The following is a 15,044-nucleotide window of genomic DNA, read 5'->3' on the forward strand; positions in this document are numbered from 1 at the left end:
AGCCACGATCCCGTACACCTCGTAGTGACAGTCACGAGCCTCCACGACCCGAGCCACCGCGAGGCGCTCTGGGAGCTCGAAAACGCCTTCGAGCGCGGCGACCTGGTGAGCCTCTTCGGCCGCTGTACGGTCTCCTACGAGGGCCGCGCCGCCTCCGACCTCGCTGCCGGCGACCGGCTCCTCCTCTTGAAACCCGACGGGGCCGCCCTGGTCCACACCGACGAGGGCCGCCAGCCGGTCAACTGGCAGCCGCCGGGCTCCGAACACCGCGCCGCGGTCCGGGAGGGACGGCTCCGCGTGGTCTCCACCCGAACCAACCCCGCCGAGACCCTCACCGTTCGCTTCTCCGATGTCCACCAACTGTCGGCGATGCCGGTCACCGGCGGCCGGGACCTCGATCTCCACGGCAGCGAGGAGGACCTCCGCACCCGGATCCTCGAACGCCCGGACCTGATCGAGGCGGGCTTCGAACCGCGGGAGACGGAGCGCCCCTCCAGCGCCGGCCCGATGGACGTGTTCGGCGTCGACGCCGACGGAAATCCGGTCGTCGTGGAGCTGAAACGCCGGCGGGTCGGCCCCGACGCGGTCGGGCAGCTCGCCCGGTACGTGCGGGCGCTCCGCGAGGAGTTGGGGGTCGACGGGGACTCCCTCGACGCCGATGCCGATGCCGATGCCGACGCCGCCGAACCCGAAGTCCGCGGCGTGCTCGTCGCGCCCTCGGTCACCGACCGGGCCGCGGAGCGGCTCGCGGACCGCGGGTTCGAGCACGTCGCGCTCGAGCCGACGCCGGAGCGGTGAGGACGCCCTCGGTCGGCTCCGATGCGGACGCCCTCGGTCGGCTTCGATGCGGACGCCCCCGGTCGGCTCCGGCGAGAACGACCTCGATGAGGACGACTCCGAGCCCTCACGCACGCGACTCCCCGCCGGCTCCGCCACGGTATCGAAGGCTTTATCGACGCAGCGGGGGCTACATCGGACAAGTAACCATGTCCGACAAACCCGCCTCTATGTACCGGACGATAGACAAACCGTCCTACACCCGACGCGAGTACATCACGGGCATCCCCGGCTCGAAGATCGCCCAGCACAACATGGGCGACCTCTCCTCGGAGCCCGAGGACTACCCCGTCGAGATCAGCCTCCGCGTCGAGGAGGAGCTCCAGATCCGCCACGGCTCGCTCGAGAGCGCGCGCCTGTCGGCGAACCGCCACCTGATCAAGGAGCTCGGCGAGGGCACCTACAAGATGACGCTCCGGAAGTTCCCCCACCAGGTCATCCGCGAGAACAAGCAGGCGACCGGCGCGGGCGCGGACCGCGTCTCCGACGGGATGCGCCAGGCGTTCGGCAAGCCCGTCGGCACCGCCGCGCGACTGAACAAGGACGACGTGGTCTTCACGGCCTACTGCGACGTCGACCAGGCCCCCGCCGTGAAGGAGGCGTTCCGCCGCGCGTACAACAAGCTCTCGCCGCCGTGCCGGATCACGGTCGAGCGCGGCGAGGAGCTGCTCGTCGCGTAGACGACGCGCCCGGCGTCGACACCCCCGTTTCGACACCTCCGTTCCCCGCGAGTCCGTTCGGTTCCTCCCTTCTCCGCGTCCGTCCCGCCTCGACTCCGCCCCTGAGCGGCGGCCGCCGAGACGAACCGCTGAAATACCCGCCGCGCCTACCCGTCGGCAGTGTCAAAGCAGTTGGCCGAGGTCGAGACGCTGTTCCTCCACGAGGCGCGGAGCGACTACACCGTGGTCGCGAACCGGGACGGCAGCCGGGTGCTTCGCGGTCGCCTGGAGCTGAAGGAGACGTCCGCGGGCCCGCGTCCCGGAAAGTTCCGCGTCCTCCGGGACGGCGAGGACCACCCCCGCTCCCCCGACGAGTTCGTCGACCTCGCCCGCGCGGCCTCCCGCATCCGGATCTCGGAGCAGACCTCCCCCGAGCGCCGCGAGCGGCTCCGCGAGATGCTCGACGGCTACCAGCTGGAGGCGATGACGGTTCGGACCTGCCGGCGCTGTGCGAACGACGGCCGCTACGGCCCGATCACGGAAGACACCGCGATCGAACACAACGGCGAGCACATCTGTCGGGACTGCGCCCGCCGGGAACTCGAGCGTGAGCTGTCGTACAAAGGCGAGTTCACCGGCGCGGCGGAGGAGCGGCTCGAGGAGCTGCTGTACGACTCGAAGGACCTCGACCGGATCGTCAACCTGCTTCAGGGCGGGCTTGACCCCGACCTCACGAAGTACGACGAGGTGTCCGCGACCGTCGAGGACGTCTCGCCGGTGCGGACCGACGAGCTCGACCTCCATCCGGCACTGGCCGACCACGTTCAGGGTCGCTTCGAGGAGCTGTTGCCCGTCCAGAGCCTCTCCGTGCGGAACGGGCTCCTCGACGGCGACGACCAGCTCGTCGTGAGCGCGACCGCGACGGGCAAGACGCTCGTCGGCGAGCTGGCCGGGATCGACCGGGCGCTGAAGGGCGACGGGAAGCTCCTCTTTTTGGTCCCGCTCGTCGCGCTCGCCAATCAGAAACACGAGGACTTCGAGGACCGCTACGGCGACGTGCTGGACGTCTCGATCCGCGTCGGATCCTCGCGGATCGCCGACGACGGCAACCGCTTCGACCCGAACGCCGACGTGATCGTCGGCACCTACGAGGGGATCGACCACGCGCTCCGGACCGGGAAGGACCTCGGCGACGTGGGGACCGTCGTCATCGACGAGGTCCACACCCTGAAGGAGGGCGAGCGCGGCCACCGGCTCGACGGGCTGATCTCCCGGCTCAAGTACTACAGCGAGGACCGCATGGAGCGTCACGAGGGGTACGACGGCACCCAGTTCGTCTACCTCTCCGCGACCGTCGGCAACCCCGAGTGGCTCGCCGAGCGGCTGCGGGCGACGCTGATCGAGTTCGAGGAGCGACCCGTGCCGATCGAGCGCCACGTCACCTTCGCGGACGGCCGCGAGAAGGCCGACATCGCCGACAAGCTGGTGAAACGCGAGTTCGACACGAAGTCCTCGAAGGGATACCGCGGGCAGACGATCATCTTCACGAACTCCCGGCGGCGCTGTCACGAGATCAGCCGGAAGCTGCGGTACGACTCCGCGCCGTACCACGCCGGGCTCGACTACGGCCGCCGCAAGAAGGTCGAGCGCATGTTCGGGAACCAGGAGCTGTCGGCGGTCGTCACCACCGCGGCGCTCGCGGCCGGGGTCGACTTCCCCGCCTCGCAGGTGATCTTCGACACGCTCGCGATGGGGATCGAGTGGCTCTCGGTCCAGGAGTTCTCCCAGATGCTCGGGCGCGCGGGGCGGCCCGATTACCACGACCGCGGTCGGGTGTACCTCCTCGTCGAGCCGGACGCCGTCTACCACAACTCGATGGACCGGACCGAGGACGAGGTCGCCTTTACTCTGCTCAAAGGCGAGATGGAGGACGTGGCGACCCACTACGACGAGACGGCCGCCGTCGAGGAGACGCTCGCGAACGTCGTCGTCGCGGGCAGGAAGGCCAAGCGGCTCAACGACCGGATGATCGGCGACGTGCCGACGAAACACGCGGTCGGGAAGCTCTTAGAGTGGGAGTTCATCGACGGCTTCTCGCCGACCCCGCTCGGCCGGGCGATCTGTCGGCACTTCCTCGCGCCGGACGAGGCGTTCCGGATCCTCGACGCGGTCCGGAAGGGGACCGATCCCTACGACCTCGTCGCCGACCTCGAACTGTACGACGACGAGGAGTGAGTCGCCCGCGACGAGCGAGCCGAACACGACGACCGGGCCGCCCGGGACGGACGGGCCGACCTCAACCTTTTCGCCGTTCGGTCTCGTGACTCCGCCATGACCGCGCTCGGGGCGTTACGGGTCGGATCGGGCCCCCTCTCCGTATCGGCTCTTCCGCCGTTGACCCCGGACATCCTCCTCGTCTTCGCGATCGTCGCCGTCGCGCTCGTCCTCTTCGTCACGGCCCCGGTACCGATAGACGTCACCGCGATCGGCGTGATGGTCGCGCTCGTCGCCCTCGAGCCGTGGACCCGGGTCGATCCCGCGACCGGCGTCGCGGGCTTTTCCAGCTCCGCGACGGTGACCGTCCTCGCGATGTTCGTCCTCAGCGAGGGGATCCGGCAGTCCGGGCTCGTCAACGGGATCGGGGCGTGGATCGCCGACCGCTTCGGCGACAGCCCCGGCGGACAGCTGCTCGCGGTGCTCGGGCTCGCCGGCGGGACGGCGGGGTTCATCAACAACACGCCGGTCGTCGCCATCATGATCCCGATGGTGAACGCCATCTCCGAGCGGACGGGCGTGTCGCCCTCGAAGCTGCTCATGCCCGTCTCGTTCATGGCGATGCTCGGCGGGATGTTGACGCTCATCGGGACCTCGACGAACGTCCTCGCCTCGGACGTCTCGGCGCGGCTGCTCGGGCACCCGTTCTCGATGTTCGAGTTCACCAAGCTCGGCGTCGTCGTGTTGCTCACGGGCGGCGTCTACCTCGCGACGGTCGGGCCGTACCTGCTCCCCGAGCGGATCCGGACCGACGACGCGCTGATGGACGAGTTCGGGATGACGGAGTACCTGACCGAGGTGGTCGTCCGCGGCGACTCGCCGCTCGTCGGTCGGACGGTGAACCAGGGTCTCGAACCCCTCGATATCGACGCCGACATCGTCCAGCTCGTCCGCGACGACCGGGCGTTCACGGAGCCGCTCGGGCCGAAGGAGCTCCGCGAGGGCGACGTGTTGGTGTTGCGGACGGACCGCGAGAGCCTCATGACGCTGCTCGACGCCGACGGGCTCGACCTCGCGCCCGACGCCGAGGTGGAGGAGGCACGGCTCACGACCGAGGCCGAGGCGATCGAGCCGGCGACCGAACAGAGCCTCGTCGAGCTGGTCGTCTCCGCGGAGGCGCGCCTGGTCGGCGAGACGCTGGAGACGCTGAACTTCCGCGACCGGTACGACGCGACCGTCCTCGCGATCCGGCGGGGCGGGCGGGTCATCCACGCGCGGATGGACGAGCGCCGCCTCCGGCCCGGCGACACCCTCCTCGTCCAGGCGACGGAGGAGACGATCCGGCGGTTCGACAGCGACCGGAACTTCGTCGTCGGCGGTCGGCTCACGCGGCCGGACTTCCGGACGGAGAAGATCCCGGTCGCGCTCGGGATCGTCGCCGCCGTCGTCGCGCTCGCCGCGCTGGACGTCCTCCCCATCTTCGTGAGCGCGCTCGGCGGGATCGTCGCGATGGTCGCGACCGGCTGCGTGAAGCCGAACGAGGTGTACTCCTCGGTCGACTGGAGCGTGATCTTCCTCCTCGCGGGGCTCATCCCGCTCGGCGTCGCCATGGAGCGGACGGGAGCCGCCGCGTGGCTCGCGGCGGTCGTCGTCACCGCCTCCGGCGGGCTCGATCCCGTGGTCGTCCTCGGACTGTTCTACCTGTTCACGGCGCTCGTCACCAACGTGATAAGCAACAACGCGAGCGTCGTGTTGATGATCCCGGTCGCGGTCGACACCGCGACGGCGATCGGGGCCGACCCGTTCTCGTTCGTGCTCGCGGTGACGTTCGCGGCGTCGACGGCGATGCTCACGCCGATCGGCTACCAGACGAACCTGATGGTGTACGGGCCCGGCGGCTACGCGTTCACGGACTACTTCCGGCTCGGCGCGCCCCTCCAGATACTGTTGACCGTCGTGACGACGCTCGGGATCGCGTTCTTCTGGGGCGTGTAGGCGGTCGCCGCCGCGGAAGCCCGCCCGCCGAACGAAACGCTTTAGCGGCTCATGCCGGTAGTGAGAGGCGAGGGACCGTGGGTTAGCCTGGTATACTTCGGGCCTTGGGTGCCCGTGACCCCGGTTCGAATCCGGGCGGTCCCATCCTCCTCCCGTCGTGGACTGGCGAGCGTCGCTGCCGCGTTCGAGACGCCTCCTACCGCCGATTTCGCTTCAACTCGCGCATCCCCGCGTATCCGCGGAAGGTGTCCGCGACCCACCGCCCTGCGGCGACGACCGCCTCGATCGGCCGCCGCCACCACGGCCCGGGCTCCTCCTCGGCGTCATCGGTCCCGTTCGGTGCCATCGTTCCGATCGGTTCGGTACCGAGACACATAGTTGTTCGTCCGACCGCCGGCTCCGTCGCGTTTCGGTGCCGACGAAACCGGTATCGACGCGGAATGCCGTCGTCACCCTCGGATCGGGTCCGTGTCGTGCCGTCGCGGTCCCGTCCCGGAGCGACCGCCGTCTTTCGAAATCCTTTTGTCTCGATTCGGCCTTGGTCGAGACGCGAGCCGCCTTAGCTCAGACTGGGAGAGCACTCGACTGAAGATCGAGCTGTCCCCCGTTCAAATCGGGGAGGCGGCATCCCGATTCTACTCGGTTTTCATTCGCACGCAGGCAACGCCTTACGGCGATTTTACCGCCGAATTCCCGATTAGATTTGACCATGCTTCCACTCGCGCCCCGACGCCTTCTGGCGCTTCATCCTCATTTGACCGGGAAGGCCCTTGTAGTTACTCGTGCCCCTGTACACACCACACAACCTCTGAAATACTGAAATTCTCCATAGGAATGCGTCGGGGCAATCCATAGCTCTCGAAGGATATTCTAAAGCCGCTGACGAGTCTATAGAGCGAGTCTATGAGAGAAGCAGCAGAAAGACTCTGCTCGCTATTATCTTGGCTCATATTCCAGTCTACGCGCTCTCACGAGATCGGCCACTACACGCTGTCGAAGTCGTGCATCTCGCGATGTTTTTGGAGATATTTCGGAAGAGGCCAATGATCCTCACTCGAAGGGAGAATCAACTGATTGCCTTCCAGAGATGCGAACTCTTCAGACTCGTCCCGACCATCTTCTTGCCTGACAAGGATCTCGAAGTCATCCGTTGCTGAAATCCAGCCGGAGTCAAAGGCCCAATGATGGAGCCTGCAAAGTGCAAGCCCGTTCCGATAGTGGTCCCGTCCATTTTCTCTTCGTGGGTAGATATGAGCCGCTTCAATCTCCGAATTACCTTCAGGTGTCTTCCGATTCGACCCACAGATGGCGCAGGTCTCATCGTAGTACCGCTTTACTCGCCGGCGGAAGAGGGCCGATCTTGTTTTCCGAGATCCCGTCTCTTCGGTTTCATCTGTATCTTCCTCTAGCGGAGGATCATCATTTTCCTTAACTACTGCCTTCTCGACCTCCTCGTAATCATCTGAAGAGGGTATTCCCAACTTTTCGAGGAGGAATCGGTTAATCATCCGAGTCCCATCAGAGATATACTCATGATCGACAACGTCGACTAGCCCCTCATACTCCCAATCCTCTCCCTTACTCTCTCGACTGAAGAAGTAGATCGGAACAGACAACTCGTCGCACTGGGCAATCAGCCGACCGTTTCGACCAGATGTAGGCTGATCCCCATCTCCATGATCTTGACCGATATATCGGACCCGATCGCCTCGTAGGTGGTCCGAGTAATGACTATCTCCACTTGAAGTGAGGACAATGTACTCTACGTCTCCGTGCTCGTCCTTCCGGGGGTTGATGCCGGCCATGAAGCCCCCACTATCGAATATGCCCTTGATATCATCCATGTGATACTCAGATCCAATATCAAGCCGATGTTCATCAACTGACGGGTCGCGCATATTTCACATTCTGCAACTTGATACTGTAATATCCATCGACCGACAATAGGATGGAATCAAGGTCCGCACAAGACTTTCCAGTCAGGTGGCTGAAGACAGTACGAATAATTGTCTCCCGAAATTGTCCGTCCCCTACTCCCTTCGATATTATCCCAAATGAGCGATTGACCGATTTGGACGGCCTCACCCCTTAGCCGCAGGATACTTTCGGAGAGGAGACGATATTCCTACCATGGCCGACGCGGTCGAGAGAATAGTATCGGGCGTTGTCCTGAGCATTCTCGGAGTACTCTCGATATACATCCTCAACGCTTTCGCCATGACACCGGCACTTCAGACCGAACAGGGAGTAACGATCCTACGGACTGCGGCGGATTCGATAGTCCTGCTGATCGTAGTCGGTTTGCCGGGGGGACTGCTGATCGCAAAGTTACTTGCGAAGATGTGATTTGAACGGCCCACAGCGGCTACTCATAGTCTTCATCGCCAAACTCGGACTCGTAACTCCGGATAAGGAAAGTCAGATAGGCCGACACCTGATGGAGCAGGAGGGTGCAGTATTCCCGATCCATCTCTTTATGACGATTCTTACGCTCTGCACCGGCCTTCTGAAACGCCTTCTCCATTGACTCCGTCAGGTCAACCAATTCGGCGTGCATGATGTTGTTCGGCTCAAAGAGTCCCTCCTCACGCATTCGATTGAGATAGACCGATAGGTTCTGTTCACGATTATCTTCCCATCCTTCCAAGTCTACGCAAATCGTGCGGGCAAGTTCCTCAATACTATTATAAAGCTTCTCAGGAATTTCGTTGCCATATTTTCTGTCAGCGTATAAGTTGTGAGCAGTGTTATATGGTGAAGATACGGACTGCCATCTTTTCGATTGAGCAATGGCGATGAAGTTCTCAACAGCGTCTTCCATCATCTCTGATCCGACTGGTCGGAAGTTGAACTCGGTATTCTCAACTTCTAATTTCCACAGAATACACTCTGTCTCCAGTACAGTATTGATTTTTTGAGCGGTTTCGGGTAGTCTTTGAACTACAAACTCATGTTTGTTCTGTAGAGGTGTCTGTGTGAGAGGTACATCCTCCCACTCATTAGGCGATTTTTTGAAAGTGACTGCTTCAAACAGATTCTCTATCACCGTTAATACGGTATCCGTCTCGGCAGTCATAATTAGATTCTGTAGCTCAGCAAATGGTGTACGCATTTCGTGTCGGTACTCTTGGATTTTGGAATAGCCTACATCCTGCGAAGAGGCATTCAAAGCCTGATTAATAATGGAATCCGGAATGCCGTTGCTCAATTTGGTCAGCGGAACACTAGCCGGATTTGAAACAATCGGGAAGAGTCGGTCACGTGCATTTTCAGTCAACTCACGATGAACTCGTGGTTTTCCTGCCTTTTGTCGATCTGCGATGGAGTTGTATTCATCCTCGTCACTCATTTGATCACCAGGATATCGGGAACTCTAGCAGTATCAAACCTCGTTCAGTCAGCCGAAATCAGTCGCTATCTTCTTCGTGAGCCAGTCCATCGGTAACGGAAGAAAGAACATCACGGACACGTTCGCCTTCTTGATCAAGATCAATGTCAGCAGGGTGACTGATTGTGTAGCGGCCACTTTGATATGCCTCATTAATTTGACCCTCAGCGTTCTTCATCCGAAGGTAATCCACTTCTGAGAGACGTGCGAATCCGTCAACGATAGGCGGACCTTGGAGATTATTGTCTTGCTGACCTGTGCTAAATTCCGCTCGAACTACGCTTTCGCCGGCTCGATCCACATGGCCTGCCACATCAGAATCGATGGAGGTATTTTCCTCATCTCTGTCTCCGATTTCATCTAACTTCAGGCCTCGAACGCGGAATGCGCCCTCATAGAACTCTTTCATCTGCTCGCGCGTAAATCGATTATATCGATTACATTGGAAATCGATCTCAAACGAATCATCTCCGATCAAATACTCCAGAGCATTATCATCATACACTCCAGACGTTGACTCGTACGCGTATGATCCGTCTTGCGTCAGCAGGAACCGCATGATTCGGGCGATATTTCCTTCACCGATGACGACTTCGCCCTCATCAATCTCTTTTCGTTCCTCGGTGACCTCGTGAACGTATCGCAGATAGATGTAATCATCTCCGATGGTGTACTCCTCTCCTTCAGACTCCATCGAAACACCTCTCCGATTGCCTGTCGTGCCAAATATACCATTTCTCTCAACTTCTTCAGCTAAAGTTTCAAGTGGAGGGATCGACTCGTCGGCTTGCGCTTCACCGAACCTCAGTTTGATTTTTGGCATGCCTCATCTGTCGTTGCGTTGGCAAATATACCTTATCCTGCATGTGAAAGTAAACTCCATACGACGGTACACCGGATATTTGATACTCTCAAACGGCCTGCAGATGATATTCCAATTGAAACGGAATCTTATACTGTAGAGTAATTGGAGCATCAATAGGAAGTCCCGAAAACTCACCTAGGCACACCCCATCCCCAATCCAGTTTACACCACTCTGCTCTGTTGAATCCGATGACGGCACAGAGAACACGATCTCTGAAGATGTGATTATCTCGCTCTTTGTCGTCAAGGAGGTGAATCGATCTAACCAGTGATCTTGATCCTCTACATCCCTGCCGAGACTGCATTTTAGAATTCCCTCGACAGAGTTCCTGAGGAGACTATAGAGTAATCCGATCCCAACGCCTCCTGCGGATTCAACAGAGCACACCACTCCGTTTCGATTTCTAAGTTCTCATTCAACCTACGGTGCTGGTGAGTCTTATCGCTGGACAGTCTCACGTGATGGTAGAGACTACTAGGATCATCAATATCGACTCTATTACGGCCATCTGTTGGGCACCGATATACGTCCGGATCGTAGTCTGATCTATGGTTGCCCTGCCGGGCCTTCCAGATTTGTTCGAGCTTTTAATTGCTCTCGGGTTTAGCCGAAATAGTACCTCTATCAGTCATTACCTCCTGATTCCATTCCTCCCTCTGTGACTCTGGTTCAGGATCACGCTTCTTCCCCTCAACTTTCACGTAGCAGGCGTCTGCGGGGTCTGGATAGGTCGCTGGATAATACACGTACGTACTTGACCCAATTCGCGCCATCTTTGCCCCGCCTTTTTGTCGAATATTTCGGAGAATATTCTCATACGACCCTTCCGACAGTTCGTACTCTTTCCGCGCTCTCTCAACAATCTCGCCCATCGTCGGATATGGATTCTCACTCGATGACCCGCCACCAGATTCTTGCGATTCTGGGGTCATATTAATAGACAGGGTGGGGGGGTTAGAAGAGAGAGAATATGCTACGGTGAGTTCGTAGAGTGCGTCCATGGCGATCTCATAGGCGTGTTCGGAGTAGTCGTTCGTCTTTCGATTACCGCTCTGTCGCCAGAGGTTCCATATCTCGAATTCGAAGTTCTCTATCGCGTAGTCAAGAGTGTTCTGTCGGTAGTTCCGCTGGCAGTCAGCGCTCCCTGCTACCCATTTTCGTCTCTCTCCGCTCCGTTTCGTGTATGGATTTTCGGTCGCCGCATGGGTAAAGTAGTGATATGTCAGACTGCGGGCCTGCTGTCGGTCAGCGCCTCCATCGAGGAAGATTCCGTATAGGAAAGAGCAGAGTGTAGTCTCAGCCCCACTCCGATCATTCTTGAATCCACGCTTGGCGTATCGCCCGTTAAGCAGGTCGTTATAGTATTTTCGTGCGCGTGGCCCTGTCTCCTGACCATAGAGAAAGTCACGAATGTATCCTCGGGCTTCTTCAATTATCTTCTCGCCTCCGTCATCTGCGGGGAGTTCAGCGCGATCTCGTTCGTTTCTGGTGGATTTCTTGGGCAGGTGTTGTTCACAAATGGATATCAACTCTTCTCGCCGGTCTTTGATAGTCTTAGGCGTCGATTCAAGATGTTCTCCGCTGAAGGTGAAGTATTGCTTCGAGTCGTACACCTCAATGTTTTCTATGTTAGTGTAACCCGACGGCTTCTCTCCTTGGATGAGAGTGTGAATTCCTGTCCCTGATGGAGATACCTCTGAGTAAGAGTTGAGTCGTTTGATTATTCCCTCAATTTTCTCATCAACATCTCCTGTCGAGGGCTCGCGTATATCGTCAAAATCAACTCCAGCAAATGGGTCCTCGTCTGTCAGGACGAACCCGATACCATCGTAATTCCCCCGACGATAGGAATCAAGCGCAGTCTCAAGGTCTGACCAAGTTTCAGTATTGATGGGATTACGTTTGCAGTTTGTTTCAGGATCGAAGGGAGGCTTCTTTCCCTCTTCGTGGCGCCAACAAATCCACTGATTGTGCTCTCTGAGCGTCTTAGGTACGCTCTCGGCGGAAATGTTATGTCTTTTGATTGGATATTTTTTCATGTCTAAGGCCTCCACCCTTAGGCAGGATGTCGTACAGGGGAGCCCGGATTGGTGCTTTCTCCCCCGTTTCATTCGCTTGACTCATTAGGTCGTCTAGTGTCTGCCAACTATACGGATTCAAGCCAAATAAATCCAAGAGTGCCTGTATAGGTTCCAAGAGTTCCAATTTCACATCCATACTACTACTTTTGGAAGCGACGTATTTTCAATCTCAACTTCAAACTCAAAGACAATAATGTCAGTAGAGCAAGAACCAGTATCGGGTGTCGGCGCTCCACTTGGGAACGATAATGCAGTTGAGAATTCTGGTGGTGGGGCCCCACTTGGAAACTCAAACGCTGTAGGAAATTCTGGTGGTGGGGCTCCAAAATGCAACACCAATAGGAAGAGCCATGGAGTCTACTGCTCCCTAGAAAACATAGATGAAAGAGCCGAGGGAGAAACTATCGAGGTAATTGACGAGATCGAAGAAACAATTCGGGAACGAACCACGGCAGAGCTCGACGAACTGCCACGGGAAATTCCACTCCGCTTAATTCGTCATGACCGGGCGGTTCGAGATATTCAGAATCGTGGAGTGATCTTGGATGACGGTAGCGTAAATCCGATGGTATCGAAATCACGCCGTATTTTAGATAATATTATTGATGACTTGTGTAAGATGGAAGTAATCTAAAGAGCCTAGCTTCTGGGCATATTTCGTACCCATTCCGATCACTCGTGGATACTGGACTTCTTTATACAGACCGTACTGGTCTCTCTCAAGTCTGTTCTTCAATTCACTCACGGATTTCTTCGTTTTCCTCTGATTCGGTGTGTCTGAATAAGTTAGGATAGAGATTGTACTGTCCGTACTAAGGATTTCAACAGAACTATTTTTCCACCATGTTCACGTCAATGGGACGTGACCGGGGTCTCTCTCGTGTCTGAGCATCTGATTCTGAGACCGAATTCCGTCTTACCTGTAGAGCCAAAATTTGACAATAGGACACTGCTCATTTTCTCAAGGGCGGAAGCCATTTGTCAAGTGAATTGAGACTGAAGGGTACAGATGTTTTCTAATCGATTTCAAACATATCGCTATCTGTGTTATACTGTATGTGTACTTCCAAAATCTCAGCATTTGATCTTCCTTTTTTGAATCGTCTATTCCAATATTTCGTTCGGACATCTCCGCGTATTTTCTTGATTGTTTCTAAGAACTCATCAGAATGATTCTCCATTGAAAAAGGGATCCATGCCGTGTGACGCGGGAGACCTCTGAATGATTCAAGTCCAAAAACATCATCAAAACTCGGGTTCTTCAGAATTCGATCAAAAGCAATCTCTAATGGAATGATTCCTCCTTCTCGAAGAACTATTGTTAAAGTCGGCATGCCTTCAAAATCCGATTTTTCACCCCGTCGAACTGCGGTATATCCAACGGTTTCGAGAAATCTTTGAGCAAGTAGTATGGCACTCGCTGTGGGTGGGTGATTAAATGAATACACTAACAGCTCTCGCCATGCTCCAGAAATATACATTGGAATGGTTCCTCCATCGTCGGGCCAGTCTACAGATTGGTAGTGCTGCGCAGTAATTGTCATCATGTGTATTCGTATATTAATAAGAATAGAAATAGTTGAATTACTGTGCTGTCGAGGATCGTAATTCGAATGAATGCTATCTCGATCTCGACTACCTACCATCTCATGAATAGGGGGATCAATAGCTTCAATCTCTTTGGCGTTCTCTGAGACGGTCTTTTTGTACCACTCAACCTGTCGATCGATCAGTTCTTTAATTGTGACATTATGGACGAGGTTTTTCTTAGGTGTAACTCCGTCAACCCATCTCATCATTTCGTACGCATGTGATGAACGGTCAAGAAAAAGGTCATAATCTCTATTTTCTATGAGATATCCCATTATATCGAGCGAATTTGTGATTGAAGTGTGTAACACCCGACTTTGACCTGATTCTTCTTCAAGAGGATCAGGAATCCCGAGCATCACATCATTGTATATTGATATAAGTGCGAGGTCAGAGATAGTGATATTGTTGTATTGTATGCCTTTCCCACCAAGATCACCAATATGATTTACAGCATTTTGTGATAATTCAATATAATTCTCTTCGACCGAACTAAGTGCGATTCTAGGGAGGTACTCACTAAGAACTGGCGTAAATAGGAGGCCGATTCTTTCGCTTTCTTCGGATTGAGCATATTTGTCCTCATATTCATCGGGAATGACAATAGAATCAATACCATCTGCTGCTATCTGACTTTCAATTACATCATTAGTGATCTGATGAATTGTTTCTTCGCCTTCAGAAGCGACCGCTAGTTCATCTTGCTGAATTGAAGTTCTCGTAAGATCATAAATCGGCTGTAAAGGATGATCAGCTAATGAATTGTTTTTTCCAGCTTCTATTGACTGCTCTCGGTATGATTCTGGCGTTAACTGCGCATGATAGTGCCGTAATAGATTTGTCGGCGTTGTTTGTTCAAGGAATTCTCCTATATAAATAACAACGCCTACTAAAACGGCTCCCGAGACCCCAATCATCCAAATGAATAGTGATTCCTTCGCATTCGTACCGAGAGCAGGAATCAAACCGAGGATAGTTAGTAATACAATAATGGATCCAATAGCTAGATAGAGTGCTTCTCGAAATAACGGTGATCTAACGAATAGCTTGATAAACGCTGGTGAATATCTTGTACTCACTATCTGAGAAACAACAAAGGTAACAGAGAATACAATTGCTAATACGGATGCTTGTGCCATTACAAGCGTCTGTAATGTACTAGTAATGGTTTCAGAACTCGGTGAATATGCTTGAATACAATATCCTACAAAAACTCCAACAAACAATAGAAGGAGCGCAATTGAGCCAGCGAATAGTCGCCTCCGAACTGGGCTCATGAAGCTACATGATATGAGAGTATAGTTAATAGTTCCCTACTTGATGGACAAGCTAGATTTCAGTAAAAGAGCTATGAACCGCATCTTTGAGCAACCTCAGATAAAATCGCTTTTTTGACGGTATCTTCTTCAGATGT

The 15,044-nt window shown here is 56.1% G+C and carries 12 protein-coding genes and 2 tRNA genes; 8 read left to right on the forward strand and 6 right to left on the reverse strand.

Going from position 1 to position 15,044, the window contains the following annotated elements:
- Positions 1-24: 24 nt before the first annotated feature.
- The 5 genes from nucS (at position 25) to AXA68_RS04075 (ending at position 5,849) form a co-directional block, all read left to right on the forward strand.
- Positions 25-798 (forward strand): endonuclease NucS, encoded by a 774-nt coding sequence (nucS, locus tag AXA68_RS04055; protein WP_066413162.1) that lies wholly within the window; start codon positions 25-27, stop codon positions 796-798.
- A 188-nt stretch (positions 799-986) separates the two neighbouring features.
- Positions 987-1,517 (forward strand): 50S ribosomal protein L16, encoded by a 531-nt coding sequence (locus AXA68_RS04060; RefSeq protein WP_066413164.1) that lies wholly within the window; start codon positions 987-989, stop codon positions 1,515-1,517.
- Between the two features lie 159 nt (positions 1,518-1,676).
- On the forward strand, positions 1,677-3,731 hold the full coding sequence (locus AXA68_RS04065; RefSeq protein ID WP_066413166.1) for a DEAD/DEAH box helicase: 2,055 nt from the start codon (positions 1,677-1,679) through the stop codon (positions 3,729-3,731).
- Positions 3,732-3,827: 96 nt separating this feature from the next.
- On the forward strand, positions 3,828-5,705 hold the full coding sequence (locus AXA68_RS04070; RefSeq protein WP_080505149.1) for an SLC13 family permease: 1,878 nt from the start codon (positions 3,828-3,830) through the stop codon (positions 5,703-5,705).
- Between the two features lie 71 nt (positions 5,706-5,776).
- A tRNA-Pro gene (locus AXA68_RS04075) sits at positions 5,777-5,849 on the forward strand.
- A gap of 52 nt (positions 5,850-5,901) precedes the next feature.
- Here AXA68_RS04075 and AXA68_RS04080 read toward each other — a convergent pair.
- A complete protein-coding gene (locus AXA68_RS04080) occupies positions 5,902-6,051 on the reverse strand; it encodes a hypothetical protein (RefSeq protein ID WP_157884776.1) in 150 nt (49 codons plus the stop codon).
- Between the two features lie 207 nt (positions 6,052-6,258).
- On the opposite strand from AXA68_RS04080, the gene AXA68_RS04085 reads away from it, so the two are divergent.
- Positions 6,259-6,332: transfer RNA gene (locus tag AXA68_RS04085), tRNA-Phe, on the forward strand.
- 356 nt (positions 6,333-6,688) lie between these two features.
- On the opposite strand, the gene AXA68_RS15845 is transcribed toward AXA68_RS04085, so the two are convergent.
- Positions 6,689-7,603 (reverse strand): HNH endonuclease, encoded by a 915-nt coding sequence (locus AXA68_RS15845; protein ID WP_080505150.1) that lies wholly within the window; start codon positions 7,601-7,603, stop codon positions 6,689-6,691.
- 232 nt (positions 7,604-7,835) lie between these two features.
- Here AXA68_RS15845 and AXA68_RS04090 point away from each other — a divergent pair, with 232 nt between their 5' ends.
- Positions 7,836-8,051 carry a hypothetical protein gene (locus tag AXA68_RS04090; RefSeq protein ID WP_066413172.1) on the forward strand — a complete coding sequence of 72 codons (216 nt, stop codon included), beginning with the start codon at positions 7,836-7,838 and terminating at the stop codon, positions 8,049-8,051.
- Between the two features lie 19 nt (positions 8,052-8,070).
- Here AXA68_RS04090 and AXA68_RS16620 read toward each other — a convergent pair whose 3' ends face one another.
- The 3 genes from AXA68_RS16620 to AXA68_RS16625 form a co-directional block, all read right to left on the reverse strand.
- Complete coding sequence (locus AXA68_RS16620; RefSeq protein ID WP_157884777.1) at positions 8,071-9,054, reverse strand: hypothetical protein; 984 nt, start codon at positions 9,052-9,054, stop codon at positions 8,071-8,073.
- 58 nt (positions 9,055-9,112) lie between these two features.
- Entirely contained in the window at positions 9,113-9,916 is an 804-nt protein-coding gene (locus AXA68_RS04100) for a hypothetical protein (protein WP_066413176.1), read from the reverse strand.
- A gap of 630 nt (positions 9,917-10,546) precedes the next feature.
- A complete protein-coding gene (locus AXA68_RS16625; RefSeq protein WP_157884778.1) occupies positions 10,547-11,998 on the reverse strand; it encodes a hypothetical protein in 1,452 nt (483 codons plus the stop codon).
- Positions 11,999-12,233: 235 nt separating this feature from the next.
- Here AXA68_RS16625 and AXA68_RS16445 point away from each other — a divergent pair, with 235 nt between their 5' ends.
- Positions 12,234-12,674, forward strand: a complete 441-nt coding sequence (locus AXA68_RS16445) for a hypothetical protein (protein WP_106388643.1) — start codon at positions 12,234-12,236, stop codon at positions 12,672-12,674.
- 382 nt (positions 12,675-13,056) lie between these two features.
- Here the strand turns inward: AXA68_RS16445 and AXA68_RS16630 are convergent, their stop codons facing one another.
- Entirely contained in the window at positions 13,057-14,907 is a 1,851-nt protein-coding gene (locus AXA68_RS16630; RefSeq protein ID WP_157884779.1) for a DUF2254 family protein, read from the reverse strand.
- Positions 14,908-15,044 lie beyond the last annotated feature (137 nt).

The sequence above is a fragment of the Halorubrum aethiopicum genome, from assembly GCF_001542905.1.
GTDB lineage: Archaea > Halobacteriota > Halobacteria > Halobacteriales > Haloferacaceae > Halorubrum > Halorubrum aethiopicum.

Excerpts from the sequence above, each read along its gene's own strand:
- AXA68_RS04060 (WP_066413164.1), top strand. The coding sequence starts at position 987 with ATGTCCGACAAACCCGCCTCTATGTACCGGACGATAGACAAACCGTCC.
- AXA68_RS04070 (WP_080505149.1), top strand. The coding sequence starts at position 3,828 with ATGACCGCGCTCGGGGCGTTACGGGTCGGATCGGGCCCCCTCTCCGTA.
- AXA68_RS04080 (WP_157884776.1), bottom strand. The coding sequence starts at position 6,051 with ATGGCACCGAACGGGACCGATGACGCCGAGGAGGAGCCCGGGCCGTGG.
- AXA68_RS15845 (WP_080505150.1), bottom strand. The coding sequence starts at position 7,603 with ATGCGCGACCCGTCAGTTGATGAACATCGGCTTGATATTGGATCTGAG.
- AXA68_RS04090 (WP_066413172.1), top strand. The coding sequence starts at position 7,836 with ATGGCCGACGCGGTCGAGAGAATAGTATCGGGCGTTGTCCTGAGCATT.
- AXA68_RS16620 (WP_157884777.1), bottom strand. The coding sequence starts at position 9,054 with ATGAGTGACGAGGATGAATACAACTCCATCGCAGATCGACAAAAGGCA.
- AXA68_RS04100 (WP_066413176.1), bottom strand. The coding sequence starts at position 9,916 with ATGCCAAAAATCAAACTGAGGTTCGGTGAAGCGCAAGCCGACGAGTCG.
- AXA68_RS16625 (WP_157884778.1), bottom strand. The coding sequence starts at position 11,998 with ATGAAAAAATATCCAATCAAAAGACATAACATTTCCGCCGAGAGCGTA.
- AXA68_RS16445 (WP_106388643.1), top strand. The coding sequence starts at position 12,234 with ATGTCAGTAGAGCAAGAACCAGTATCGGGTGTCGGCGCTCCACTTGGG.
- AXA68_RS16630 (WP_157884779.1), bottom strand. The coding sequence starts at position 14,907 with ATGAGCCCAGTTCGGAGGCGACTATTCGCTGGCTCAATTGCGCTCCTT.